At 69.9% G+C, this 25,256-nt stretch carries 28 protein-coding genes; 11 read left to right on the top strand and 17 right to left on the bottom strand.

All coding sequences use genetic code 11. From position 1 onward, the window contains the following. The first annotated feature begins 5 nt into the window (after positions 1-5). From C8E83_RS15875 to C8E83_RS19605, 4 genes are all read left to right on the top strand, one after another. Positions 6-932 (top strand): ABC transporter ATP-binding protein, encoded by a 927-nt coding sequence (locus C8E83_RS15875; RefSeq protein WP_245981741.1) that lies wholly within the window; start codon positions 6-8, stop codon positions 930-932. Next, positions 932-2,197 carry an ABC transporter permease gene (locus tag C8E83_RS15870; RefSeq protein WP_121370964.1) on the top strand — a complete coding sequence of 422 codons (1,266 nt, stop codon included), beginning with the start codon at positions 932-934 and terminating at the stop codon, positions 2,195-2,197. The genes C8E83_RS15875 and C8E83_RS15870 overlap by 1 nt, the downstream gene beginning before the upstream one ends. Before the next feature lie 134 nt (positions 2,198-2,331). Continuing rightward, complete coding sequence (locus C8E83_RS19610; RefSeq protein WP_170159970.1) at positions 2,332-2,760, top strand: DUF6314 family protein; 429 nt, start codon at positions 2,332-2,334, stop codon at positions 2,758-2,760. Then, on the top strand, positions 2,751-3,230 hold the full coding sequence (locus C8E83_RS19605) for a GNAT family N-acetyltransferase (protein WP_170159969.1): 480 nt from the start codon (positions 2,751-2,753) through the stop codon (positions 3,228-3,230). Before C8E83_RS19610 ends, C8E83_RS19605 begins: the two co-directional genes overlap by 10 nt. Here C8E83_RS19605 and C8E83_RS15855 read toward each other — a convergent pair. The 4 genes from C8E83_RS15855 to C8E83_RS15840 form a co-directional block, all read right to left on the bottom strand. Then, positions 3,227-3,754, bottom strand: coding sequence for a hypothetical protein (locus C8E83_RS15855; RefSeq protein WP_121370959.1), 528 nt, complete (start codon positions 3,752-3,754; stop codon positions 3,227-3,229). The two genes, C8E83_RS19605 and C8E83_RS15855, sit on opposite strands and share 4 nt — an antisense overlap. A gap of 80 nt (positions 3,755-3,834) precedes the next feature. Then, positions 3,835-5,064 carry a saccharopine dehydrogenase family protein gene (locus C8E83_RS15850; RefSeq protein ID WP_121370957.1) on the bottom strand — a complete coding sequence of 410 codons (1,230 nt, stop codon included), beginning with the start codon at positions 5,062-5,064 and terminating at the stop codon, positions 3,835-3,837. A gap of 6 nt (positions 5,065-5,070) precedes the next feature. After that, on the bottom strand, positions 5,071-6,876 hold the full coding sequence (locus C8E83_RS15845) for an APC family permease (RefSeq protein ID WP_121370955.1): 1,806 nt from the start codon (positions 6,874-6,876) through the stop codon (positions 5,071-5,073). A 175-nt stretch (positions 6,877-7,051) separates the two neighbouring features. Beyond that, the gene (locus C8E83_RS15840) at positions 7,052-7,657 is read right to left on the bottom strand and encodes a TetR/AcrR family transcriptional regulator (protein WP_121370954.1); all 606 of its coding nucleotides are present in this window, start codon (positions 7,655-7,657) and stop codon (positions 7,052-7,054) included. Between the two features lie 168 nt (positions 7,658-7,825). Here C8E83_RS15840 and C8E83_RS15835 point away from each other — a divergent pair, with 168 nt between their 5' ends. Further along, positions 7,826-8,947, top strand: a complete 1,122-nt coding sequence (locus C8E83_RS15835) for an LLM class flavin-dependent oxidoreductase (RefSeq protein WP_121370952.1) — start codon at positions 7,826-7,828, stop codon at positions 8,945-8,947. A 101-nt stretch (positions 8,948-9,048) separates the two neighbouring features. Here the strand turns inward: C8E83_RS15835 and C8E83_RS15830 are convergent, their stop codons facing one another. The 9 genes from C8E83_RS15830 to C8E83_RS15790 form a co-directional block, all read right to left on the bottom strand. After that, entirely contained in the window at positions 9,049-10,947 is a 1,899-nt protein-coding gene (locus C8E83_RS15830; RefSeq protein WP_121370950.1) for a bifunctional copper resistance protein CopD/cytochrome c oxidase assembly protein, read from the bottom strand. Positions 10,948-11,026: 79 nt separating this feature from the next. Further along, positions 11,027-11,314: an HU family DNA-binding protein gene (locus C8E83_RS15825; protein ID WP_121370949.1), complete on the bottom strand. Its 288-nt coding sequence runs from the start codon at positions 11,312-11,314 to the stop codon at positions 11,027-11,029. Between the two features lie 141 nt (positions 11,315-11,455). After that, complete coding sequence (gene rpsN, locus C8E83_RS15820; RefSeq protein WP_121370947.1) at positions 11,456-11,761, bottom strand: 30S ribosomal protein S14; 306 nt, start codon at positions 11,759-11,761, stop codon at positions 11,456-11,458. A gap of 2 nt (positions 11,762-11,763) precedes the next feature. Continuing rightward, positions 11,764-11,931 carry a 50S ribosomal protein L33 gene (gene rpmG / locus C8E83_RS15815; RefSeq protein WP_121370945.1) on the bottom strand — a complete coding sequence of 56 codons (168 nt, stop codon included), beginning with the start codon at positions 11,929-11,931 and terminating at the stop codon, positions 11,764-11,766. Further along, positions 11,931-12,167: a 50S ribosomal protein L28 gene (gene rpmB / locus C8E83_RS15810; RefSeq protein ID WP_121370943.1), complete on the bottom strand. Its 237-nt coding sequence runs from the start codon at positions 12,165-12,167 to the stop codon at positions 11,931-11,933. Before rpmB ends, rpmG begins: the two co-directional genes overlap by 1 nt. A gap of 163 nt (positions 12,168-12,330) precedes the next feature. After that, positions 12,331-12,726 (bottom strand): Fur family transcriptional regulator, encoded by a 396-nt coding sequence (locus tag C8E83_RS15805; protein WP_121370941.1) that lies wholly within the window; start codon positions 12,724-12,726, stop codon positions 12,331-12,333. Beyond that, positions 12,723-13,664 (bottom strand): metal ABC transporter permease, encoded by a 942-nt coding sequence (locus C8E83_RS15800; protein ID WP_121370939.1) that lies wholly within the window; start codon positions 13,662-13,664, stop codon positions 12,723-12,725. The genes C8E83_RS15805 and C8E83_RS15800 overlap by 4 nt, the downstream gene beginning before the upstream one ends. Further along, positions 13,661-14,506 (bottom strand): metal ABC transporter ATP-binding protein, encoded by an 846-nt coding sequence (locus C8E83_RS15795; protein ID WP_245981739.1) that lies wholly within the window; start codon positions 14,504-14,506, stop codon positions 13,661-13,663. Before C8E83_RS15795 ends, C8E83_RS15800 begins: the two co-directional genes overlap by 4 nt. Continuing rightward, positions 14,503-15,417, bottom strand: coding sequence for a metal ABC transporter solute-binding protein, Zn/Mn family (locus tag C8E83_RS15790; RefSeq protein WP_245981737.1), 915 nt, complete (start codon positions 15,415-15,417; stop codon positions 14,503-14,505). Before C8E83_RS15790 ends, C8E83_RS15795 begins: the two co-directional genes overlap by 4 nt. A 113-nt stretch (positions 15,418-15,530) precedes the next feature. On the opposite strand from C8E83_RS15790, the gene C8E83_RS15785 reads away from it, so the two are divergent. Genes C8E83_RS15785 through C8E83_RS15775 form a run of 3 tightly spaced genes read left to right on the top strand, consistent with a single transcriptional unit; the run spans position 15,531 to position 17,885 of the window. Further along, entirely contained in the window at positions 15,531-15,965 is a 435-nt protein-coding gene (locus C8E83_RS15785) for a DUF805 domain-containing protein (RefSeq protein WP_121370938.1), read from the top strand. Next, positions 15,962-17,239, top strand: a complete 1,278-nt coding sequence (locus tag C8E83_RS15780; protein WP_121370936.1) for a sensor histidine kinase — start codon at positions 15,962-15,964, stop codon at positions 17,237-17,239. Before C8E83_RS15785 ends, C8E83_RS15780 begins: the two co-directional genes overlap by 4 nt. After that, a complete protein-coding gene (locus C8E83_RS15775) occupies positions 17,232-17,885 on the top strand; it encodes a response regulator (RefSeq protein WP_121370934.1) in 654 nt (217 codons plus the stop codon). Before C8E83_RS15780 ends, C8E83_RS15775 begins: the two co-directional genes overlap by 8 nt. 97 nt (positions 17,886-17,982) lie before the next feature. On the opposite strand, the gene C8E83_RS15770 is transcribed toward C8E83_RS15775, so the two are convergent. The 4 genes from C8E83_RS15770 to C8E83_RS15755 form a co-directional block, all read right to left on the bottom strand. Further along, positions 17,983-19,383, bottom strand: coding sequence for a dihydrolipoamide acetyltransferase family protein (locus C8E83_RS15770; RefSeq protein WP_121370932.1), 1,401 nt, complete (start codon positions 19,381-19,383; stop codon positions 17,983-17,985). Between the two features lie 84 nt (positions 19,384-19,467). Beyond that, the gene (locus C8E83_RS15765; RefSeq protein WP_121371953.1) at positions 19,468-20,433 is read right to left on the bottom strand and encodes an alpha-ketoacid dehydrogenase subunit beta; all 966 of its coding nucleotides are present in this window, start codon (positions 20,431-20,433) and stop codon (positions 19,468-19,470) included. Positions 20,434-20,495: 62 nt separating this feature from the next. Beyond that, positions 20,496-21,662, bottom strand: coding sequence for a thiamine pyrophosphate-dependent dehydrogenase E1 component subunit alpha (locus tag C8E83_RS15760; protein ID WP_121370930.1), 1,167 nt, complete (start codon positions 21,660-21,662; stop codon positions 20,496-20,498). 35 nt (positions 21,663-21,697) lie between these two features. Beyond that, the gene (locus C8E83_RS15755) at positions 21,698-22,762 is read right to left on the bottom strand and encodes a histidinol-phosphate transaminase (protein ID WP_121370928.1); all 1,065 of its coding nucleotides are present in this window, start codon (positions 22,760-22,762) and stop codon (positions 21,698-21,700) included. 53 nt (positions 22,763-22,815) lie between these two features. Between C8E83_RS15755 and C8E83_RS15750 the strand changes: the two genes are divergently transcribed. The 3 genes from C8E83_RS15750 to purB are packed head-to-tail and all read left to right on the top strand — an operon-like array spanning position 22,816 to position 25,219. Continuing rightward, positions 22,816-23,220, top strand: a complete 405-nt coding sequence (locus C8E83_RS15750; protein ID WP_121371952.1) for a phage holin family protein — start codon at positions 22,816-22,818, stop codon at positions 23,218-23,220. 2 nt (positions 23,221-23,222) lie between these two features. Beyond that, complete coding sequence (locus tag C8E83_RS15745) at positions 23,223-23,840, top strand: low molecular weight protein-tyrosine-phosphatase (protein WP_121370927.1); 618 nt, start codon at positions 23,223-23,225, stop codon at positions 23,838-23,840. Beyond that, positions 23,837-25,219: an adenylosuccinate lyase gene (purB, locus tag C8E83_RS15740; RefSeq protein WP_121370925.1), complete on the top strand. Its 1,383-nt coding sequence runs from the start codon at positions 23,837-23,839 to the stop codon at positions 25,217-25,219. The genes C8E83_RS15745 and purB overlap by 4 nt, the downstream gene beginning before the upstream one ends. The last annotated feature ends 37 nt before the right edge of the window (positions 25,220-25,256 follow it).

The following is a 25,256-nucleotide window of genomic DNA, read 5'->3' as shown; positions in this document are numbered from 1 at the left end:
GAACCATGGATCAGGTACCTCCGGGCGACGAACCGATCGTCCGCATCCAGAACTTCCGCATGGACTTCGGCCGTACGACGGTGATCCGCGACCTGTCGTTCGACATCCGCCGCGGTGAGACCTTCGGGTTCCTCGGGTCGAACGGGTCGGGCAAGACGACGACGATCCGTGCTCTGCTGGGCATCTACCAGCCGACCGCGGGGACCCTCCACATCGACGGCAAGCCGTTCACCCCCGAGCGCGGCTCGCGACTCGGCTACCTGCCGGAGGAGCGCGGCCTCTACAAGAAGGAGTCCGTCATCGACGTGATGACCTACTTCGGCCGCCTCAAGGGCCTTGCGAAGGACGCCTCGAAGTCGTGGTCGCTCGACTACCTCGAGCGCGTCGGCCTCACCGACAAGGCCACCACCCGGCTCGACAAGCTGAGCGGCGGGCAGCAGCAGAAGGTGCAGCTCGGCGTGACGATCATGAACGACCCCGACCTGCTGATCCTCGACGAGCCGACGAAAGGCTTCGACCCCGTCAACCGCCGCCTCCTCATGGACATCATCGAGGACCAGAAGCGCAAGGGCGCCACGGTGCTCATGGTCACGCACCAGATGGAGGAGGTCGAGCGGCTCTGCGACCGCGTGATCCTGCTCAAGAACGGGGGAGCGGAGGCGTACGGCACGATCTCCGAGGTGCAGGACCAGTTCGGCGGCACGACCGTGCGGATGCGGTACAGCGGCACCGTCCCGGACTCGCCGGACTACGAGGTCACCCTGCGGGAGCGGAACTACGCGGAGCTCGCGGTGAACGAGGGGGCGGACGAGTCTCGGATCCTGCGCGCCCTGGTCGAAGACGGGGTGGCCGTGCGGTCGTTCGAGACGTCGAAGCTCAGCCTCGACGACATCTTCCTGCGCGTGTACGGCGACGAGAACGAGGCCGCCTGATGGCCCGGTACAACCTTCGCACCGTCATCGGGTTCGAGGTCACGCGCACGCTGACGAAGCGGCGGTTCTGGATCGCGACCCTGATCGTGCCCGTGATCATCGGCATCGTGGTCGCCCTGATCGCGGCGTCCGACACGTCGACCGACTCGAGCATCAGCGAGCAGAAGAACGCGAAGTTCTCGTTCTCGTACACCGACGCGTCGGGCATCGTGAACCCCGAGGTCGTCCGTGCCGTCGGCGGGCACCCGGCATCGTCGCCGTCGGCCGCGATCGCCGCGGTGAAGAAGGGAACCCTCGACGCCTACTTCGACTATCCGGCGAACCCGGTGAAGCAGGACACGAAGGTCTACGGGGTCGACAAGGGCATCTTCGACAACGGGCAGTACACGTCGGTGGCGTCGGAGATCCTCAAGATCAGCGCCGAGGCCAAGGTCGGCGACGCGAAGCTTTCGTCGCTCGTGCAGGGGACCGCACCGACCACCTCGACGACCTACAACTCCGCCGGGCAGGTGTCGGGCGGCATCGGCAGTGTGATCCCGCCGCTGCTGTTCCTCGCGATCTTCTACGTCGTGATCCTGCTGCTGGCGAACCAGATGCTCACGTCGACGCTGGAGGAGAAGGAGAACCGGGTCACCGAGATGATTCTCACCACCCTCAACCCGACGACGCTGATCATCGGCAAGATCATCTCGCTGTTCATCGTCGGCGTCGTGCAGATGGTGGTGTTCGCGCTGCCGGTGGTGATCGGCTATCTGTTCTTCCGGACGTCGCTGAACCTGCCGGCACTCGACCTCGCGCACCTGCACCTCGCCCCGTGGCCGATGGTCGCCGGCGCCCTGATGCTGATCGGCGGCTTCACGCTGTTCACGGGCACCCTCGTCGCGGTCGGGGCGATCATGCCGACGGCGAAGGAGGCCGGGCAGATCTTCGGCGTGATGATGGCGCTGATCTTCGTGCCGTTCTACGCCGTCGCCCTCATCGTCTCCGACCCGCACGCGCTGATCGTCCAGATCTTCACGTTCTTCCCCTACTCGGCGCCGGTCACGGCCATGCTTCGCAACGGGCTGGGGTCGCTCGACCCGGTGTCGGCCGTGATCGTGATCGCCGAGCAGTTCATCCTCGGCGGCATCGTGCTCCGGCTCGCCGTGCGGCTGTTCCGCTACGGGTCGATCGAGTATTCGCGGAAGGTGTCGCTGCGGACGATCCTTCCCGCGCGCGCCCGGCGCGACGACTCGGCCGCGTCCGGAGCGCGGGAGGCCGCGTGACCTCGGCGGCGGCAGGCCCTGCGGCACGCCCGTCTCCGGCAATTCAGGCTCCGCTCGTCGCGCCCGGGGCGGCCGCGCCGCCGATCCGCGGCGCGACGGGGCACGCCGAACCTGCCGCGCACGAGGAGCCTGAATTGCCGAGGGGGGACGCCGCAGACCCGGCGACCTTGCCCGGCGTCTGGCGCTTCGAGCGCACGATCGACGACCGGCTCCAGGGGCGCAGGATCCACGTGGCCGGCACCGCGACCTTCGCACCGCGTTCCGACGGCGCCATCGCATGGGACGAAGAGGGCCTCCTCGACCAGGGTGGCGACCGCGTCCCGGTCGCGGCCCACCGCCTGCTGCGACGCGACGCCGCCGGCGCCTGGGCCGTGGAGTTCGCCGACGGCAGGCCGTTCCACCCCTGGCGCGTCGACGCCGAGGTGGTCCACGACTGCGCGCCCGACGACTACCGCGGCCGCATCGACGCCGAGGGCGGCGCGGCGGCCTGGACGCAGACCTGGAACGTCACGGGCCCGATGAAGGACTACACGATGGTCACGAGGTACGAGCCGTGCCCGTGACGCTCCGCGCCTACGATCCGTCGAAGGGCGACGCCGAGGCCACGCTCGCGGTGTTCCGCCGGGCGATCCGCCTCACCGCCTCGAGCGCGTACACGCCCGAGCAGGTCGAGGCCTGGGCGACCGTGGTCGACCTCGATCCGCCCCAGTGGGCGATCCGTCGCGAGCGCGCCGAAACCGTGGTCGCCCTCGCCGGAGACGACACGGTGATCGGCTTCAGCGACACCGACCAGCACGGTTACATCGACATGATGTTCGTGGATCCGTCGGTCGGCCGCCAGGGCGTCGCCACCGCGCTCCTCGCCGAGGTCACTCGACGGGCGCACGGTCACCACGCCGTCGAACTCACCACCCACGCCAGCCTGATCGCCCGCCCGTTCTTCGAGCGGCACGGTTTCGTGTTCGTCGAAGAGCTGAGGCCCGCTCCGCAGGGCGTGGCGATGCCGAGCTTCGCCCTCCGCAAGCCTCTCTAGGCGTCTCGGGGGTCGAGCTGCCGCTTCAGCGAGTCGATCTTGACGAGCGACCGGTGCCCCGCGACGAACGTGAAGACGATGAACCCCACGCACAGGGCGATGAGCAGCAGCGAGAGCACGACGCCCTGGCCGCTGACGAGCGCGGCGACGCCGAGCACGCCCACGATCCCGAAGAAGATCGGGCCCCAGATGCGCGACGCCACGACGCTGCGGCGGCGACGCTCCAGTTCGGGCGCCCAGACCGACGGCTCGGCGTCTTCGGGCAGTCGACCCGTGCGGAGGGCCTGATTCATGTCGGCGAAGGTCGACCTGCCGCCGGCGCGGCGGCGACGCCACGCGACGAGCGCGGTGAGGATGCCCGCGAAGATCAGCCCGCCGACGACCTCGATGACGACGAGCGACGCCGTGAAGCGATCTCGGTCGGCAGCGGCCAGGATCAGCCGGACGCCGGTGAAGAAGACGAACACGAACCCGAAGAACGCGGGGAGCGGAAGATGATCGAGCCAGCGGTAATAGCGGTTCACGTCGTCTCCTTGTCGACCTCGTGAACGCTAGCCCCGGGGGACGTGAGCAACCATCAGGTGCCGCTCAGCGAGCGGCTCCGCTAGGCGAGAGGCTTCTCCTCCATGCCCCAGGGCGACCCGTACCCGATGGGCGCGTCCGCCGCCAGCAGCGACAGGAACGGCCCGGCCGGGAACGCCTCGGGCCCCAGCACACCCTTTCCAGACCAGGCTCCCGTCGCCAGGAGCTCGAGAGCGATCACCGGGTTGATCGCCGTCTGCCACACGACGGCCTGCGACGAGTACTCCGCCATCGTCTGCTCGTTGTCGACGACGTGGTAGAGGTACGTCGACCGCGGCTGGCCGTCCTTGCCCGTGCCGGTCACCCACACGCCCGCGCAGGTTTTGCCGCTCATCCGGTCTCCCAGGGTCGCAGGATCCGGCAGCGCGGCCGCGACCACGTCCCGAGGCGACACCTGCACACCCTTGACCGACAGAGGGGTCGTCGAGTCCAGTCCCAGCTTGTGCAGCGTCTTCAGCACCTCGATGAACTCGTCGCCGAGGCCGTACTTGAAGGTGACGCGCTTCGCCGAGGTCCAGCGCGGCATGAGCAGCACCTCCTCGTGCTCGACGTTGACGCACTCGACCGGGCCGATGCCCTCGGGGAAGTCGAAGGTCTCGGGCTCCGAGAACGGGGCGGTCGTGTACCAGCCGCGGTCCTTCTCGTAGATCACCGGCGGGTTGAGGCACTCCTCGATCGTGGTCCAGATCGAGAACGAGGGGGCGAAGTCGTAGCCGGCGACGACGAGGTTCGCGCCGTCGCGCACGCCGAGCTCGTCGATCTCGCTGAACAGCTCGTCCTCGGCGTACCGGGCGAAGACGTCCGAGAGTCCGGGCTCGACGCCGATGCCGACGAGGGCCAGGCGGCCCGCCGCCTCCCACTCGTCGGCGACCGCGAACTGCTCGTCGCCGAGCTTGACGCCCGTCAGCTCGTGGGGCGAGGTCGGGTGCGGCTTCGACAGGCTCATCGCCATGTCGAGGTACGTCGCACCGCCCGCGAACGCACCCTCGAAGATAGGCATGACGAAGCGCGGATCGACTGCGTTCAGCACGTGGGTGATGTCGTGCTCGCGGATCAGCGCGGCGACCGACTCCGACGACGAGGCGTCGACCTGAGCGGCGACGAGCCGGGGGTCGCCCACCGCCGCGACGAGGGCGGCGGGACGCGCCGGGTCGTAGTCGGCGACGACGAGCGTGTCGAAGAACGAGCGGCGGGCGGCGATGCGGACGGCGGCCGATCCGACGCCTCCGGCGCCGACGATGAGGATCTTCATGCGGGACTACTTGCTTTCGTCGGTGGGCGAGGTGGGGGCGTCAGGAGCCGCGGAAGCCGACGGCGGGACGGGCGTCGCCGCGGTCTCGGGCTCGGGGCCCGTGTGGCGGTTGCCGCGGATCCTGCGACCCGTGGCCGCGTTGATCGCGGTCGCGCCGGTGGGCAGGTTCGAGAGGTCGGGGGCGACCACCGACGGGAAGCGGCCGGAGTCGGGGAGACCGAACTGCGCGTTCACACCGTCGGCGCCGGCCAGCACGTAGTCGTCGGAGCGACGCGGCAGCGTCTGACCGCGGAAGTAGTCGGGCTTCATGATCCACCAGATGATCATGAGGACGGCGCCGATCAGGAGGCCGCCGATGCCGACGACGGCCTCGGCGCCGATCCCGAAGATCGTGATGTTCTTGCCCTTGTCGTCGGTCAGCCAGTCGGGCTGCGCGAACGAGTAGACGCCGTAGATGAACACCGCCAGCAGCATGAGGCCGCCGACGAACGGGAAGATGCCGCGCATGATGACGCTGCGCGCCGACTGGAACAGCGTCTTGCGGTAGAACCACACGCACGCGAAGCCGGTCATGCCGTAGTAGAAGGCGATCATCAGGCCGATGGAGCCGATGAGGGCGTTGAGCAGGTTCGTCGAGATGAACGTGAAGATCAGGTAGAAGACGATCGAGACGAGGCCCATGCCGATCGTCGACCAGGTCGGCGTGAGGTACTTCGGGTGGATCCGGGCGAAGCGCTCGGGGATCGCCTTGTAGACGGCCATCGAGAGCGACGTGCGAGCCGTCGGCAGGATCGTCGTCTGGGTCGAGGCCGAGGCGCTGGTCAGGATCGAGAAGCCGAGCATGGCCATCAGGATCGACCCGACGATGCCGCCGCCGAAGAGGGTCGGCCCGATCGACGAGAAGACGTCGCCCGCGTTGTTCAGGTTCGAGAGGCCGATGCCCTTGTCGCCGACGCCGGCGAAGGCGATGGTGGCGACGGCGACGAGCGCGTAGGTGACGAGGAGCAGCACGGTGGAGATGACGGCGGCGCGGCCCGGGGTCTTCTCCGGGTCCTTCGTCTCCTCGTTGATCGAGACCGCGGTGTCCCAGCCCCAGTAGATGAAGATGGCCGTGAGCATGGCCGGGGCGATGGTTCCCGGGCCGAGCGTGAACGGGTTGAGCCACGAGAACGACGGGTGCAGCGAGTACGACTCGGCGTGGCCCGAGTAGACGCGCACGAGGGCGAAGACCGCGAAGAAGATGAGGATCAGCACCTCGAAGGCGAGCAGGAAGTACTGGAGGCGGGCCGAGATCTCGATGCCGCGGTAGCAGATCCAGGTCATGAGGACGATCCAGAGCACGCCGGCGATCGTCGACGGGATCGGCTGCGACGCGAGTGCGGCGACGCCGGGGAGGCCGAAGGAGCCCACGAAAGTGAAACTGTAGGATCCTGCGATCGCGGCCAGGTTCGCCATGACGATCACGTCGGCGACGATGATGCCCCAGCCGCCCATCCATCCGGCGATCGGGCCGAACGCGCGCGACGCCCAGGTGAAGGTGGTGCCGCAGTCGGGTTCGGCCTTGTTGAGCTCCTGGTAGGCCACCGCGATGAGGTACATCGGGATGAACGCCAGAAGGATGATCCCCGGGGCATGGACGCCCGCGATGGTCGTTCCGCCGACCACGATGAAGCCGAGGCTCGCCGCGAGGCTGTAGGCCGGGGCCGTCGAGGCCACTCCGACGACGACGCTCGAGACCAGCCCGAGCGAGCCGTCCTTGAGGCCCTTGGTGTCGACCGCCTGAGTCGGGGTCGTCGAGGTGGTAGCAGTCACGGGGAGCCTCCATCGGTTCGCCAGCCGGGTGACCGTGCGCCCGAGGGGAGACGAACGGTGGCCCTACCCAACCGGAGAGCGACGAGGCCGGTCAATGCCGTTCCGTCCGGGTCCGGGGTCGCGGCACGCCGTTAAGGCAACACGGGTCGCTCAGGCAACCCAGGTCGCAGGATCGCTACAGCGTCGACGCCGGAAGTCCGAGCGAATGCTCCATCGTGCGACGCAGGAGGTCGAGGTGGGTCTCCTTCGTGCCGAAGCCCACCAGCCGGTACGCGGTCGCGGCGTCGATGAGGGCCAGGAACTCCTGCGCGACGAGATCGGCGTCGCGAGCGACGAACTGCCCCTGGTCGATGCCGTTCTGGAAAAGGATGCGGAACATCTCCTGCCACTCGATCGACGCCTCGCGGGCGACCCGGGCGAGCGGGATGTTGTGGCGGCCGAGGCTCCACGCGTCGGCCCAGATGGAGTTGAAGTTGTTGTGGCTGTCCTGGAGGAGGGCCTCGATCATGAGCCGCAGAGCCTCGAGCGGCGACGCGGCGGCGTCGATGTCGCGCTGGGTGTCGTGCAGCTCGCTCGTCGCCAGCTCGTCGAAGGTGCGGGCGATGAGGGCGCCCATGGACGGCTCGAGCTCGGCGATGACGCCGGGGGCGACGCCCACGTCGGCCGTCAGGCGCCGGAGCGTGATGCCCGAGAGCCCGTGGCGCACGGCGATACGGCGCGCGGCGGCGTCGATCGCGTCGCGGCGCGGGTCGGACGCGCCGGCTGCTGGGCTGAAGGTCATAGCAAAAGTGTATTTTGCCGAACAACCGGGCAGACGGTGGGACCGCCCCCAGTTCGCGTGACCGTGTCGCCCCAGTTCACGGGCTCCCCGTTCGCGGGCCGAACGGGAATGTCCGGGCGTCGATCATGATTGACTTACATGCACACGCATAGAAATGGGGAGCACGTCATGGCCACCGCCTCGAATCCCGACCGGGTCGTCCCGGTCGTCTCGCCCGACGACGTCGAGCTGGGCCTCGACACCTTCGGAGACGTGACCGAGTCGCCGACTCCGGGCGGGGAGGCGATGCACGGCGAACTGACGAGCCATGCCGAGACGATCCGCCAGCTCCTGAGCCAGGCGGTTCTGGCCGACGAGGTCGGGCTCGACTTCTTCGGCGTCGGCGAGCACCACCGCGCCGACTTCGCCGTCTCGGCGCCCGAGGTGGTGCTCGGGGCGATCGCCGCGAAGACGTCGCGCATCCACGTCGGCAGCGCCGTGACCGTGCTGTCGTCGGACGACCCCGTGCGCGTCTTCGAGCGGTTCTCGACGGTCGACGCGCTGTCGTCGGGCCGGGCCGAGGTCGTGCTCGGGCGCGGTTCGTTCACCGAGTCGTTCCCGCTCTTCGGGCTCGACCTCGCCGACTACGAGGTGCTCTTCGAGGAGAAGATCAACCTCTTCGCCGAGCTGCTGAAAGACCAGCCGGTCACCTGGAACGGCACGACCCGAGGCGCCCTGCACAAGCAGGAGGTGTTCCCGCGCCCCGAGTCGGGCACGCTGAAGACCTGGGTCGGCGTCGGCGGGTCGCCGCAGTCCGTGATCCGGGCCGCGCACTACGGCATGGGCCTCTTCCTCGCGATCATCGGCGGGCAGCCGGCCCAGTTCGCGCCGTACGCCGACCTCTACCGGCGCGCCCTCGAGCAGATGGGGCACGGGCCACGGCCCATCGCCATGCACTCCCCCGGCTTCGTCGCCGCCACCGACGAGGAGGCGCTCGAGACGCTCTACCCGTACCAGTCGGCCCAGGTCACGAAGCTCGGGCGGGAGCGCGGCTGGCCTCCGTTCTCGCGCGAGCAGTACCTCGCGTCGGCGGCCGCCGACGGGGCGCTCTACGTCGGGTCGCCCGAGACGGTCGCCCGGAAGATCACTCAGAACCTCCGCGTGCTCGGCGCCACCCGCTTCGACATGAAGTACTCGATGGGGCCGCTGCCGCACGACGCGATGATGCGGAGCATCGAGCTCTACGGCACGAAGGTCGCGCCGATGGTGCGCGAGCTGCTCGCCGAGGCGCCGGCTCCCGTCGCCCTCTAGCCGCGCCTCCTGCGACACAACGCGACACCTGCGACGTCTCGACACGTCGCAGGTGTCGCGTTTTGTCGCGGGGGGGCACGGGGCGCAGGAGCCGCAGAGCGCTACTCGGCCGGGCGACGCACGGCGGCGGCCACGAGCCGCGAGCCCACGACGAGCCCGGCGACCATGAGCACGACCCCACCGGCCTGCTGGTCGTCGACGGGCGCGAGACCCCACTGCCGCCCTGTGGCGCCGTACCAGTTCGAGAGCAGCAGCCCGTCGCCCAGAAGCCGCACGCCGAGCCCCACGACGACGACCGCGACGAGGGCGGCGCCCCCGACGGCGAGTCCGCGCCCCGCGCGCACCGGCACCGGGTCGATGCCGCAGACCGCCTGCGCGCACAGCCATCCGGCCAGCACGAGCTCGAGCACCATCGCGAAGTGCCCCCACCCGGTCGCCACCGACCAGCGGAGAAGTGGCGTGTGCAGCCACGCCCACAGCGACACGCTCGCGAGCAGCGGCCCGGTGAACGGGTGCGTGAGCCAGGCCGCGACGCGCGAGCGCACGACGCCGAGCAGCCACTCCCGGGGGCCGCGACTGCCGTCGGTGCGCTTGTCGATCGCGACGAGCGCCAGCGTCCACGGGGCGGCCGGCACGAGCAGCGCCGGCACGACGAGCCCCGCGCACACCACCGTGCCGAGGTGCGCGCTGATCAGCGCCTGATCGTAGAGGTGCGGGGCCCCCGACGTCATGTACGCGAGGACCACCAGGCCCAGGATCCAAAGCACCGCCCGCGACCACGGCCACGTCTCGCCCCGCCTGCGCACCCGCCGCACGGCGACGACGTAGACGACCGCGAGCACCGCGCAGCCGAGCAGCCACACGAGGTCGAGGCTCCAGCCGGTGAACCAGCTCTCGACCGTGAACGGCGCCGGCAGCACCCGCCCCGTCAGCACCTCGAACGGCGAGAGCGTGCCGGTCTCGGCGATCGCCTTCTGCGACACGGGCGTCGATGTGCGCGCGAGGGCCGCCGCGACGCCGGAGGCCACCCCGAGCACGGCGAGCTCGGCGACGACGAATCGCCAGAAGGCCGGGGTGCCCTCGCGGAGGCGGGGAGACCTCACGCCGCGGATACTGCCCGATCCTGCGCCCTGAAGCTTCGTGATGACGACGCGGCGATGCACGACGCCGAAGAGCCCGAGCAGCACGAGGGCCACGGCCTTGGCCAGCACGAGCACGCCGTAGCGGGAGCCGACGTCGGCCCAGGATCCGATCCGGATGCCGGCGCTCACGACGCCCGACACGGTCACGATCGCGAAGCAGAGCAGGGCGAGGGTCGAGTAGCGCGACAGCACGGTGGCCACGCGGCGGTCGAGCACGGGGCGCAGCAGCACGATCGCGAGGAGGCCGCCGAGCCACACGGCGGCGCCTTCGACGTGCAGCCCGAGGGCGGTGACGGCCGCCACGTGGTCGGTGGTGCCGGCGGCGTGGCCCTGCGAGGCGATCGGCACGAGGCCCGCTCCGGCCAGCAGGGCCACGACGAGCACGCCCGTAGGGCTGCGGATGGCGAAACAGAGCACGGTGACGACCGCGGCGATGAGCGTCGACACGAGCCAGGCGACGCCCAGCGACGTGTTCGTGAGGAAGAAGGCGAGCGACTGCCCGAACTTCGCGTCGGGCGTCAGCGCGACGTTCGAGACGCTGAGGAAGGTGAAGAACCCTGTGACGCAGGAGCCGATGGTCCACGCCAGCGCCCCGGCCGACGCGATGTCGAGGGCGCGCGTCCACTCGGGGCGGTCGGGTGTCAACGCGAAGCAGGTGAGCGCGAGCGTCCCGATCGCGAGGCTGGCGCTGAGGTCGGTGACGAGTGTCGCCACCGGCAGCCCGAAGCGGACCACGGCGCCGGGATCGTCGAGGGGGAGGCGTGCAGCCGCACCGCCGTAGGCGAGAGCCACCAGCAGGGCCGCGAGCCCTGCCGCCACCAGGAGGGCGGGGCCGGCGAGGCGGAGGAGGCGGGGCACCCGACAATCCTAGAGAGGGAAAAGAGAGGGGCCGCCGACAGCGAGTGTCGGCGGCCCCTCTTCTGCGGTGTCGCGAAGACTACTTGACGGCAGCCTTGAGCTTCGAGCCGGCGCCGACCTTGACGCTGTCGGAAGCGGCGATCTCGAGCGGCTCGCCCGTCTGGGGGTTGCGGCCGGTGCGAGCGGCGCGGTGCGTCTTCTCGAACGAGATCCAGCCGGGGATCGTGACCTTGGTGCCCTCGCCGACGTTCTTGGCGACGACAGCGAAGAGAGCGTCGACGACACCGTTGACGGCGGCCTGGCTCTGGCCCGACTCGGAAGCGACAGCTGCGACGAGCTCGGTACGGTTCAGTGACTTGTCAGCCATATGTTGTCCTCCTCGGACACGATTCTGGAAAAAGCGATTCGCTTTGCTGGAAGACCATCGGATGACGGTCGAAAGGCGGCCCCTCGAGGTTGCCTCCCCGCTAACTTAGCGGGAAGCAACCCTGAAGAACCGCCTCAGAACCTACCAGGAAGACTTCGTGATGCCCGGCAATTCGCCTCGGTGAGCCATGTCGCGGAAGCGGACACGGCTGATGCCGAACTCCTTGAGGTGACCGCGGGGGCGTCCGTCGATGGCGTCGCGGTTGCGGACGCGCACCGGCGAAGCGTCGCGGGGGAGCTTCTGCAGACCCACGCGAGCGGCCTCACGGCTCTCGTCGGTGCCGTTCGGGTCGATCAGAGCCTTCTTCAGCTCGAGGCGCTTCGCGGCGTAGCGGGCGACGATCTCTTTGCGCTGGTTGTTCTTCGCAACCATGCTCTTCTTGGCCATGCTTAGCGCTCCTCTCGGAATTCGACGTGCTTGCGGATCACCGGGTCGTACTTCTTGAGCACGAGACGGTCGGGGTTGTTGCGACGGTTCTTCTTGGTCACGTACGTGAAACCGGTGCCCGCCGTCGAGCGGAGCTTGATGATCGGACGGACGTCCTGCTGCTTTGCCATTAGATCTTCTCCCCACGTGCGAGGAGGTCTTTGACGACCTTCTCGATGCCGCGCGAGTCGATGACCTTGATGCCCTTGGCGCTGAGCGTCAGGGTGACGTTACGGCGCAGCGACGGCACGTAGTAGGTCTTCTTCTGGATGTTCGGGTCGAAACGACGCTTGGTGCGTCGGTGCGAGTGCGAGATGTTGTGCCCGAAGCCGGGAACGGCGCCGGTCACCTGGCAGACTGCTGCCATGGTTTCCTCCTAGATACCGTAGGTCTGTCGGAACAGGCCTACCCAAGGTCACTTGTCGGCGTGCGTCATCCACTCTGTCGGGCATGGCCTGGCAGAAGAGCGGTGGAATCGGCCCACATGGGCGCAGACTGCGCCCAACCAAGGGGATAGCCTACGTGACCGGCTAAGCCTCGGTCAACTCGGCGGTGCAGGCGGCACAGAGGCCGAAGACGTCGACGACGTGGTTCGGCTGGGTGAAGCCGTGCTCGGCGGCGACGCCGGCGGCCCACTGCTCGACGGCGTCGGCCGAGATCTCGACGGCCGTGCCGCAGCGGCGGCAGATCAGGTGGTGGTGGTGCTTGTCCGTGGAGCAGGCGCGGTAGAGGCTCTCGCCATCCTGCTGCAGCGCATCGACCTCGCCGGCCTCCTCGAGGCTCGACAGCTGCCGGTAGACCGTCGCCAGCCCGATCGACGAGCCGCCCTCGCGCAGCGACGAGTGGAGGTGCTGCGCGCTCACGAAGCCCTCGCTCGCGCCGAGCGCCGTGCGCACGGCCTCCCGCTGCCAGGTCTGTCGCTTCATGCGCTCACCCTCTCACCCTCGTCGGCCGCGGCGCGAACGCCGGTGCCTCCGGCGGTCACGGTCGCAGGATCGGCGACACGCGCCCGCCGATACGCCGCCCGCTTCTCACGCCGACCCCCCACGATGCGGCAGACGAGCCAGATGGCGAACGAGATCGTCGTCACGTAGGGCGAGATCGGCAGCCCGCCGCCGAGCGCCAGCAGGATGCCGCCGACGACGCTCGTCACCGCGAACACGACGCTCAGCACCGGCACCCAGAGCGGCGACACGGTGAGCCGGAGCGCGGCCGCGGCCGGAGTGACGAGCAGCGACAGCACCAGCAGCGCGCCGACGATCTGCACCGACACCGCGACCGACAGGCCGAGCGCGAGCATGAAGACGATCGCGAGCGAGCGGACCGGCACGCCGGCCGCCGCCGCGACGTCGGGGTCGACGCTCGAGAAGGTGAGCGGCCGCCACACCACGAGCAGCGTGACGATCACGAGCACCGAGATGCCCAGGAGCCAGCCGAGCTGCGGGTTGTCGACCGACACGATCTGGCCGGTCAGCAGGCCGAACTTGTTGGCCGAGCGCCCCTGATAGAGCGCAAGGCACAGGATGCCGAGGCCGAGGCCGAACGGCATGAGCACGGCGATGATCGAGTTGCGCTCGCGGGCCCGGTTGCCGAGCACGCCGATCAGCAGGGCGGCCAGGACGCTGCCGATGAGCGAGCCGGCGACGACGTTGATGCCGATGAGGAGCGCGATCGAGGCGCCGGCGAACGACAGCTCGCTGATGCCGTGGACCGCGAACGGCAGGTTGCGCGTGATCACGAACGGCCCGATGAGGCCGCCCACGATTCCGAGCAGCGCGCCGGCGATGATCGAGTTTCGCACCAGCACGACGAGCTCGCCGAAGTTCTGGAACGACAGGATGTGGTTCAGCAGGTCGAGGTTCATCGCACGGGGCCTTCCGGGTCGAGGTCGGCCTCGGCGTGGTGCGCGTGGTCGTGGTCGCCGGGGGCCGAGGAGCCCTCGGTGCTGCCGACGATCACGATCCTGCCCATCGTTCGGATCACGTCGACGGGGGTGCCGTAGAGGTCGGAGAGCACCGACGACTGCAGCACCTCGTCGGGCGTGCCGATCGTGAAGCGGCCGCCCGCGATGTACACGACGCGGTCGACGACGTCGAGGATCGGGTTGACGTCGTGCGTGACGAAGACGACCGCCGCGCCCATGGCGCGACGCTGCGAGTCGATCAGCTCGGTGACGCCTCGCTGGTGGCGCAGGTCGAGCGAGATGAGGGGCTCGTCGCAGAGCAGGAGCGCGGGCTGCGCGGCGAGCGCCTGCCCGACGCGCGCGCGCTGCTGCTCGCCCCCCGAGAGCGACGCGACCGGCGCTGTCGCGAAGGCCGTGGCGCCGACCTCGTCGACGAGCGCGTCGATGCGAGCGCGTTCGTCCCGGGACTCGCGACGAAGGCCGAAGCGGTGCCCCAGGACTCCGAGCGAGATCATGTCGCGGGTGCGGAGCGGGGTGCCCTGCTCCATGAGCCGCTGCTGGGGGATGTAGCCGATCTTGCGGTGGCCCCGGTGGACGGGCTGGCCGAGGAACTCGATGGTGCCGGCGGTGAGATCCTGCTGCCCGAGGACGGCCTTGAGCAGCGTGGTCTTGCCGGCGCCGTTCGGGCCGAGGACGGCCACGAACTCGCCCGCGCGCACGTCGAGGTCGAGCCCCGACCAGAGCGTGCGCTCGCCGAAGCTCATTCCTGCGCCGCGCAGGCGCAGCACCACCTCGTCTGTCACTTCGCGAGCGCCGCCTTCATGTGGTCGATGTTGTTCTGCTGCCAGGTCTCGTACGTGGTGCCGGCCGGGAGCGTCTCGGTGACCGGGACCACCGCGACGCCCGCCTTCTTCGCCGCGGCCTGCGCCTGCGACGCCTCGGGGCTCGAAGCCTGCTCGTTGAAGGCCAGCATCTTCACGGTCTTGTTCTGGATCAGTTTAAGCTCATCGTTCAGCGCGGCCGGCGGCACGTCGTTGCCCTCCTCGACGGCGTGCGAGAACGCCTCGGGCGTGACGTTGACGAGACCCATCGCCTCGAAGAGGTAGCCGGGCACGGGCTCGGTGTACGAGACCTTCTCGCCGGCGTACTGCTTCTTGATCGCAGCGGTCTCGGACTCCAGCTTCGCCATCTTCGTCTCGAAGGCGGCGGCGTTCTTCGTGAAGACGGCCTTCTTCTTCGGCGCCTCCTTCGCGAAGTCGGCTGCCATGCGGTCGGCGACCTTCACCATGGTCGGGTAGTCGTAGAAGACGTGCTCGTTGAGGTCGCCGTCGACGGCCTTCTTGCCCGAGATCGTCACCGCGTTGATCAGCTCGGCGGTGCTGCTGGTCGACTTGCGCATGGTGTCGACGAAGTCGTCGTAGCCGCCGCCGTTCTCGATGATCACCTGGGCCTTCGAGATGGCCAGCTGCGTCTGCGCGTCGGCCTCGAAGGTGTGGGGGTCTTGGTTCGGGTTGGTGAGAATGCTCGTCACGCTCACCGCGCTGCCGCCGATCTGCTTCGCGATGTCGCCGTAGACGTCGGTCGAGGCGACGACGCGCACCTTCCCGTCGGAGGACGTGGAGGCCGCGGACGACGAGGACGAGCAGCCGGCGAGGGCCACCGTCGACATGGCGACGAGGGCGAGGGCGGGGAGGACGAGTCGGGGGTTCTTCACGAGTCGACCGTAACCCTAAACGATAATCATTGTCAAAAAGGAGCACCGTGGGCGGACGGGCTGCGGTACCGGGGCATCATGCGACCCGGCCGGGCGGCCTCTAGCGTGAAGCCATGACCTACCCGAACCAGCCCACGGAGCCGCCGCTCGAGTACCCGCTCTACCAGGCGACGATCGGCCAGGCGTGGACCCGCGTCTGGCGCAAGTACTTCACGTTCTCCGGGCGCGCCAGCCGGTCGGAGTTCTGGTGGTGGATCCTCGTCTCGTACCTCGTCACGACGGTGCTGCAGACCCTCGTGCGGTCGTTCGGCGAGAGCAGCTCGCCCGGCGCGATCCTCAACGTGGCCAGCGCGATCTGGGCGCTCGCGATCCTGATCCCGAACCTCGCCGTCCTCTGGCGTCGCCTGCACGACGCGAACCACTCGGGCTTCAACGTCCTCTGGTACCTCCTGCCGATCGTGGGGTGGATCATCCTGCTCGTCTACACGATCCAGGCGCCCCGGATCGAAGGCCGGCGCTTCGACCGCGCGGTAGTTTCGAGGGCATGAGCGACGACCGAGGCGGCGCGCCCGGCCGGGTCGCGTGGTGGGGGAGTGCGCCGGTGGAGGCGGCCGGCGACGACCTGCTGCTGCCGAAGCCTCCCGGGATCCTGCGCCGGTTCTGGTCTCGTCACTGGCGGCTGGCCGACGCGCTGATCGCCTTCGTCGGGCTGCTGTTCGGCTACCTCGAGAACATCGACACGGGGCTGGGGCTCGGGCACGCCAACTGGCTCGTCTCGGGCTGGTTCGCCCTCGTGCTGATCGCCGCCGCCGCGATCATGCTGCGGCGCACCCGCCCGGTCACCAGCTTCGCCGTCGTGGCGGTCTGCGCGACCGCGCTCACCGTCGTCGTCGGCGGCAGCCTCATCATCCCGCTGATGCTCGCCACCTACGCCGTCGCGGTCTACCGCGGCAACCTCTGGGCGTGGGGCTGCGCGGCCGCGTCGTACGGGGTGTTCTGGCTGGCGACGCTGCTGGCCGGCCACCGGCCGGGCGCGGGCAACGGCCTGTTCGTCGTGCTCATCTTCGCCCTCCTCGCCGGCACGGCCGTCGGCAACCGGAGGCGCTACCTCGACGCCCTGATCGACCGGGCGGCCCAGCTCGCCCGCGAGCGCGACCAGCAGGGGCAGCTCGCGACGGCGGCGGAGCGCTCGCGCATCGCCCGCGAGATGCACGACGTCGTCGCGCACAGCCTCTCCGTGATGGTGCGGCTCTCCGACGGGGCCTCGGCCGTGGCCGACTCGGATCCTGCGCGCTCGAGAGAGGCCGTCCGGCAGATCGGCGAGGTGGGGCGCGAATCGCTCCGCGACATGCGACGTCTGCTCGGGGTCCTTCGCGACGACCAGGATGCGACGGTCGCACCGCAGCCCACCCTCGCGGAGCTCGACCACCTCGTCGAGACCTACCGCTCGACCGGGCTTCCGGTCGTGGTCCAGCAGCGCGGCACGCCGCCGGCGGACTCGGGCGTGCAGGTCGCGGTGTTCCGGGCGGTGCAGGAGACCCTCACGAACGCTCTGCGCTACGCCAACCAGCCGTCGCGCGTGCTGGTGCAGCTCGACTACACCGGCGACCCGATCGTGGTCGAGGTGACCGACGACGGCCTCTGGCTGGGGCCGCCGGCTTCGGTCGGCACCGGCCGCGGGCTCGTCGGCCTGCGCGAGCGGGCGGCGATCCACGACGGCAGCGTCGAGGCGGGCCCGAGACGCGACGCGGCGACCGGTCTCGAACGCGGCTGGCGGGTGCGCATGACGCTCGCCTCTCACACGGAAGGCTCCCATGGCTGACATCACCCTCCTCCTGGTCGACGACCAGGATCTCCTCCGCGCCGGCATGGCGATGGTGCTCGGCGCGGCACCCGGCCTCCGGGTGATCGGCGAGGCGACGAACGGGGCCGACGCCGTCGCCCGCGCGGCCGAGCTCGAGCCCGACGTCGTGCTGATGGACGTCAGGATGCCGGGGCTCGACGGCATCGAGGCGACGCGGCGGATCACCGCGGCGAACCCGGCGACCCGCGTCATCATCCTCACCACGTTCGACCTCGACGAGTACGCGTTCGGCGGGCTGAACGCGGGGGCGAGCGGGTTCCTGCTGAAGGACGCCCCGTCGGACGACCTCATCGCCGCGATCCACACCGTCGCCGGGGGAGAGGCGATCGTCTCGCCGCGGATCACGCAGCGCATGCTCGAGATGTACCGGGGGCGGATGCCCGAGACGGCGGGCGGCTCCTCCGCCGACTCGTCGCCCCTGTCGGAGCGCGAGCACGAGGTGCTGGTCGCGATCGGGCGCGGGCTGTCGAACAGCGAGATCGCGGCGGCGCTCTTCCTCTCGGAGTCGACCGTGAAGACCCACGTCGGCCGGGTGCTCTCGAAGCTCGGCCTCCGCGACCGCGTGCAGGCCGTGATCTACGCCTACCAGCGCGGCCTCGTCTAGCCCGCAGGCTGCTCTGCACCCCCGAGCGGACGGAACCGCGACCGTGATTCATCCGGTCAGGGGTGCAGGGCGGCAGGTCGCCCCGCGTCGGCGGGGACTAGTCGAGGAGGAGCGCGGGCTCCTCGAGCACCGAGGCCACGTCGGCCACGAAGCGGGACGCCACGTCACCGTCGACCACCCGGTGGTCGAACGACGCGCCGATCGTCGTCACCATGCGGGGCCGCACCTCGCCGTCGACGACCCACGGCTTCTGCTTGATGGTGCCGAGCGCGACGATCGCCACCTCGCCCGGATTCAGGATCGGCGTGCCGGTGTCCATGCCGAAGACGCCGATGTTGGTGATCGTGATCGTGCCGTCGGCGGTGTCGGAGGGCTGGGTCTTGCCGTCGCGTGCCGTGAGGGTCAGCTGCTCGAGGGCCTGCGCCAGCTCGATGAGCGACATGGCCTGCGCCTCCTTCACGTTCGGCACGATGAGCCCGCGCGGCGTCGCGGCGGCGATGCCGAGGTTCACGAAGTGGCGCACCAGGATCTCCCGGTCGGTCCACTCCGAGTTGACCGTGGGGCTCCGGCGAACGGCCCAGATGACGGCCTTGGCCATGATGAGCAGCGGCGACACCTTCACGCCGGCGAACTGCGGCGACGCCTTGAGCCGCGCCACGAACTCCATGGTGCGGGTGGCGTCGACGTCGACGAACAGCGACACGTGCGGCGCGGAGTACGCGCTCGTCACCATGGCGGTGGCGATCGCCTTGCGGACGCCCTTCACCGGGATCCGCTCGATGCGCTCGTCGCCCCACTCGGGCGTCTCGATGTTGTGGAACACGCTCGCCTGCGTCGCGGCGCGGATCACGTCGTCGCGCGTGGTCTCGCCGGCCAGCCCGGTGGGCGACACCTTCGAGAGGTCGACGCCCAGGTCTTTCGCCAGCTTGCGGATCGGCGGCTTCACGATCACCGGGTGAGCGAACGCCGCGGGCACCGAGGCGGGCCGGGCGGCGCGCTCGTTCGCCACGCGCTCCGCTCGCGCGTCGGCGACGCGTTCTGCCCGGGCGTCCGCGTCGGCCTTCGACACGCGGCGACGCCTCGTGGTCATGTGCGCGCCGCTGACCCCGTAGCCCACCAGCACTGCTCCTGAGCCCTCAGGAGCCGCGTGCACTGCCTTCTCGTACGAGTCGTACCCCGCTCCGTCGTAGGCCTCGGCCTCGAGCTCGAGCACCTCGTCGGCGGGCGTGCGCGGGATCTCGCCGCCCGACACCCGGATGATCGGAGCGCCGACCGCCACAGTGTCTCCGGCCGCGACGAGGAGTTCGTCCACCGTGCCCGCGAACGGCGAGGGCAGCTCGACGAGCGACTTGGCCGTCTCGATCTCGACGATGACCTGGTTCAGGGCGATGGTGTCGCCGGGCTGCACCTTCCACTCGACGATCTCGGCCTCGGTGAGGCCCTCGCCGACGTCGGGGAGGTGGAAGGTGTCGCCCGTGAGGGTCGCGTTGCTGGGCACTGCGTGCTCCTTCGGATGGTGTGCGGCGTCAGGTGAGGTTCGGACCGGCGGCGCGAAGCGCCTGGTGAACCGCGGGCCGGGTCGTCAGTACGCGAGCGCCCGATCGACTGCTTCGAGCACGCGGTCGGCATCGGGGAGGTACTCGCTCTCGAGCTTCGCCGGCGGGAACGGGGTGTCGAAGCCCGAGACCCGAAGCACCGGCGCCTCGAGCGAGTAGAACGCCTTCTCGGCGACGGTGGCGGCGATCTCGGAGCCGACGGAGGCGTTCTGCGGCGCCTCCTGCGCGACGACGAGACGGCCGGTCTTGCGGACGGACTCGAGCAGGGGGCCGTAGTCGACCGGCGACAGCGACCGGAGGTCGACGACCTCGAGCGAGATGCCCTCCTCGGCCGCGATCTCGGCGGCCTGCAGCAGGACGCTGACCATGGCGCCGTGGCCGACGACCGTGACCTCGGTGCCGGTGCGGACGACACGGCTGACGTGCAGCGGCACGCCGGACGAGTCGAGGTCGACCGGGCCCTTCGGCCAGTAGCGGCTCTTGGGCTCGAAGAAGAGCACGGGGTCGGTCGAGCGGATCGCCTCCTGGATCATCCAGTAGCCGTCGTGCGGCGTCGACGGGCTCACGCAGCGGAGGCCCGCCGTGTGCGCGAAGTACGCCTCGGGGCTCTCCTGGTGGTGCTCGACGGCGCCGATGTGCCCGCCGTACGGCACCCGGATCACGATCGGCATGGTCAGGGCGCCCTCGTGCCGCGCCTGCAGCTTCGCGAGCTGCGTGACGATCTGGTCGAACGCCGGGTAGATGAACCCGTCGAACTGGATCTCGACGACCGGGCGGTACCCGCGCATCGCGAGGCCGATCGCCGAGCCGACGATGGCGGACTCGGCCAGCGGGGTGTCGATGACCCGCTGCTCGCCGAACTCGGCCTGCAGGCCCTCGGTCACGCGGAACACTCCGCCGAGGCGCCCGATGTCTTCGCCGAGGAGGAGCACCTTCGGGTCGTCGAGCATCGCCTGGCGGAGGCCGGCGTTGATGGCGCGGCCGAGGGGCATGACCTCGGTGCCGCGTGAGCCTGCTCCGGCGAGCCCGATCGGGGGTGCGTCGACGATGTCGGTCATGAGCGGCCTCCGAACGATGCCTCGTACTGCTGGAACCAGGCGCGCTGCTCGTCGATCCGCGGGTGCGGCTCGGAGTACACGTGGTCGAACATCACACCGATCTCGGGCTTCTCGAGCGCGATCGTGCGTCGGCGCACGTCGTCGGCGAGGTCGCGTGCCTCTTCGTCGACCTCGGCGAAGAACGCGTCGCTCTCGCCGCGCGACCGGAGGTACCGCTCGAAGCGCAGGATCGGATCGCGCGCCACCCAGGAGTCGAGCTCGGCCTGCGAACGGTACTTCGTGGGGTCGTCGGAGGTGGTGTGGGCGCCGATGCGGTAGGTGAGGGCCTCGATGAGGCGAGGACCCCCTCCTGCGCGCGCAGCGTCGAGGTCGCGCCGAGACACCGCGTAGGAGGCCAGGACGTCGTTGCCGTCGATCTGGGTCGAGGGGATGCCGAAGCCCTCGCCGCGCCAGTACAGCGGCGTGCGGGACTGCCGCTCGACCGGCACCGAGATGGCGTAGTGGTTGTTCTGGAGGAAGAACAGCTCGGGCGTCTGGAAGCTGGCGGCGAAGACCATGGCCTCGCTGACGTCGCCCTGGCTCGACGCGCCGTCGCCGAAGAACGCCACGACCGCCTCGTCGCGGCCGGGGTCGCCGGTGCCCGAGGCGCCGTCGAACGCGATGCCCATGGCGTAGCCGGTCGCGTGCAGGGTCTGCGAGCCGAGCACGACCGTGTACAGGTGGAAGTTCTGATGGGCAGCGGGATCCCAGCCGCCGTGCGTGACGCCGCGGAGCATCCGGATGATGTCGACCGGGTCGATGCCGCGCGCGAAGCCGACCGCGTGCTCACGGTACGACGGGAAGAAGTGGTCCTGCGGGCGCGACGCGTGGACGAGGCCGACCTGGGCGGCCTCCTGGCCGCGGATCGGGATCCACAGGGCCAGCTGCCCCTGGCGCTGCAGGTTGGCGCCCTCGTCGTCGATACAGCGGGTGACCACCATGTCCCGGTGGAAGCGACGCAGCGTCTCGTCGTCGAGGGCGTCGATCATGGGCAGGAGCTCGTCGGCCGCCGGGCCGTCGACGATGCGGCCGTCGGGGTCGAGGAGCCGGACGGCGGGAGGGCCGTGCACGGGCGGGACATCGGCCACGGGGCGGACGCCTGTGGCCTCTTCATGCGAAGACATGCGGCCGAGCCTACTGTCGGGTCGCCGAGTGTGACCTAGACGACCCGGACAAGCTCGGCGGCGGCGCCTAGGAGTTTGTCGACAGACGCAGCCTCGCCCACCGAGATGCGCAGGCCCTCCGGGGCGAACGCCCGGACGATGAGCCCGGCCGCCTCGAACACCTGCGCGGCGTGTGCCGTGTGCTCGCCGGTCGGCAGCCAGAGGAAGTTGCCCTGGGCGCGCGGGACGTCCCAACCCTGATCGAGCAGGGCCTGCCGGAGCTGGTCGCGCAGCCTGGTGATGCGGCCCACTCGCTCGAAGAGCTCGTCTTCGTGCTTCAGCGACTCGATCGCGGCGATCTGCGCGATGCCGGTCACCGACAGCGGGATCGCCGTCGACCGCGCCGCGTCGAGCACGTACGACGGCCCGATCGCGTACCCGACGCGGAGCCCGGCGAGGCCGTACGCCTTGGAGAAGGTGCGGAGCACGACGAGGTTGGGGTGGCGCTCGAGCAGCGACTCGCCGTTCACGGCGTCGGGGTCGGTGACGAACTCGACGTACGCCTCGTCGAGCAGCACGAGGACGTCCTCGGGCACCTTCGCCATGAACGACTCGAACTCGTGTGTCGTGACGATCTCGCCGGTGGGGTTGTTGGGCGTGCAGACGACGACGATACGCGTGCGCTCGGTGATCGCCGAGGCCATGGCGTCGAGGTCGTGGCCGCCGTCGGCGCGGTTCGGCACCTGCACGCTCGTGGCGCCGGCCACCGTGACGAGGCCGGGGTAGGCCTCGAAGGACCGCCAGGCGTACACGATCTCGTCGCCGGGCTGTGCCGCGGCGAGGAACAGCTGGGAGAGGATCGCCACCGACCCCGAGCCCACGTGCACCTCGTCGGCGGTGACGCCGAACCGGCGGGCCAGCACCTCGCGCAGCTCGACCGCCGCCGCGTCGGGGTAGCGGTTGACCTGGAGGGAGTCGCGCAGCACCTCGACCACGGCCGGCAGCGGATCGAAGGGGTTCTCGTTCGACGACAGCTTGAAGGCCTCGGGGTCGGCCTGACGGCCCTGACGGTAGGGCGGGAGAGAGGCGATCTCGGGGCGGAGACGGACTGGCTGCGGCACGCATCCAGCCTACGGGCTACCGCCGCCAGGCGAGGGTGGGCATAGTGGTGCGCATGCGTTTCTTCGTGCGGCTCGTGATCAACGCGATCGCCCTCTGGTTCACCACGTACCTCGTCTCGGGCGTCCACGTGACGCCGTTCGGCGACCGGTCGATCGTGCCGACGATCCTCACGTACCTGCTCGTGGCCTTCATCTTCGGCATCGTGAACGGCATCGTCGGCACGGTGATCCGCGTCGTCGCCTTCCCGCTCTACATCCTGACGCTCGGGCTCATCTCGCTCGTGGTGAACGGCCTCCTGCTGCTGATCGTGGCGTGGGTGTCGGGGCTGATCGGCTTCGGGCTCACGGTCGACAATCTCGGGTGGGGCATTCTCGGGGCGCTCGTGCTGGCGATCCTCGCCTGGGTGATCGGCTTGATCCTGCGCCCGCTTTTCGGCTCCGTGCGCGCCCGGGCCTGAGCATGACGTTCGGGGGAGCGGCCGACGAGCTGGACGACGACGGGTTCAAGGCCTCCCTCGGCTCGACCGACGCGTACGGCCCGCACCCGCAGCCCCCGCTGTTCCGCATCGTGTTCGTGTGCACCGGCAACATCTGCCGCTCGCCCATGGCCGAGATCGTCTTCCGTGCCCGCGTCGCCGAGGCGGGCTTCGCCTCGCGCGTCGTCGTGTCGTCGGCGGGCACGGGCGACTGGCACGTGGGCGAGCACGCCGACGCGCGGACGATCCGGGCGCTCTCCGACCGCGGGTACGATGGTTCCCGGCACCGGGCGAGGCAGTTCGAGGCCGCCGACTGGGCCGATCACGATCTCGTGGTGGTGTTCGATCGCGGCCAGGAGAGAATCCTCAAGGCGTGGGCGCCCACCGAGACCGACCGCACGAAGGTCCAGCTCCTGCTGAGCTTCGATCGCGAGGCCGGCGGGCCGTCAGGCAGGGGCAGAGCGGGCGACGGCACCGATGTGCCCGACCCCTACTACTCCGATGCGAGCATGTTCGAGGTCGTCCTCGACATGGTCGAGCACGCCTCGACCGCCCTGTTCCGGCAGATCGAACCAGCACTACGACAAGGGTCCCACCAATGAGCCTCCCCCCGCAGCCTCTCTCGCCCCTCGACGGCCGCTACCGTCCCGCGGTGGAGGGGCTCGGCGAGTTCCTCAGCGAGGCAGGGCTCAACCGGGCTCGCGTGCACGTCGAGGTCGAGTGGCTGATCGCCCAGACCGACCTGCGGTTCGCAGGAGCCGAGCCGCTCACCGAGCAGCAGAAGACCGCCCTCCGCGCCGTGGTGACCGACTTCGGCCAGGCCGCCATCGACGAGCTCGCCTCGCTCGAGGCCACCACCCGGCACGACGTCAAGGCCGTCGAGTACTACGTGCGTGCCCGCCTCCGCGACCTCGGCCTCGACCCGATCGCCGAGCTCACGCACTTCGCCTGCACGTCCGAAGACATCAACAACCTCTCCTACGCGCTCACCGTGAAGCAGGCCGTCACCGAGGTGTGGCTGCCGAAGTTCGACGCCGTCATCGCCCTGTTCGCCTCGCTCGCCACCGAGCACGCGGCGACGCCGATGCTCTCGCACACCCACGGCCAGGCCGCGACGCCGACCACCGTCGGCAAGGAGTTCGCGGTCTACGCCTACCGCCTGGGCCGCATCCGCCGCCAGATCGCCGAGACGGAGTACCTCGGCAAGTTCTCCGGAGCAACGGGAACCTTCTCTGCCCACGTCGTCGCGTTCCCCGACGTCGACTGGCCCTCCGTCTCCCGGCAGTTCGTCGAGGGCCTCGGACTCACCTGGAACCCGCTCACCACGCAGATCGAGTCGCACGACTGGCAGGCCGAGCTCTACGACCGCACAGCCCACGCCAATCGCGTGCTGCACAACATCGCGACCGACATCTGGACCTACATCTCGATGGGCTACATCACCCAGATCCCCGTCGCCGGGGCCACCGGGTCGTCGACGATGCCGCACAAGATCAACCCGATCCGGTTCGAGAACGCCGAGGCGAACCTCGAGCTGTCGAGCGCTCTGCTCGCATCCCTCGCCGAGACCCTCGTCACGTCGCGCATGCAGCGCGACCTCACCGACTCGTCGGCGCAGCGCAACATCGGCGTCGCGTTCGGCCACTCCCTGCTGGCGCTCGACAACATCGCGCGCGGACTCGGCGAGATCTCGATCAGCGCCGACGCCATGGCGGCCGACCTCGACGGCAACTGGGAGGTGCTCGGCGAGGCGATCCAGACCGTCATCCGGGCCGAGATCACTGCGGGCCGCTCGTCGATCAGCGACCCCTACGCGCTGCTGAAAGAGCTCACCCGCGGCCACCGCGTCGGCCAGGCTGAGCTCGTGGCATTCGTCGAGGGGCTCGACATCGGGGCGGAGGCGAAGGCTCGCCTCGTCGCACTGACGCCGGGCACCTACACGGGTCTGGCGGCGTCGCTGGTGGAGCGCCTCGGCTCCTGAGGCCTGGGCCCCGAGCCCTAGGAGTTCCGAGCCCCGG

It is taken from the genome of Frondihabitans australicus (assembly GCF_003634555.1).
GTDB classification, from domain to species: domain Bacteria; phylum Actinomycetota; class Actinomycetes; order Actinomycetales; family Microbacteriaceae; genus Frondihabitans; species Frondihabitans australicus.
The sequence above is the reverse complement of the archived record's forward strand: the minus strand, read 5'-3'. Positions and strand labels throughout refer to the sequence as shown.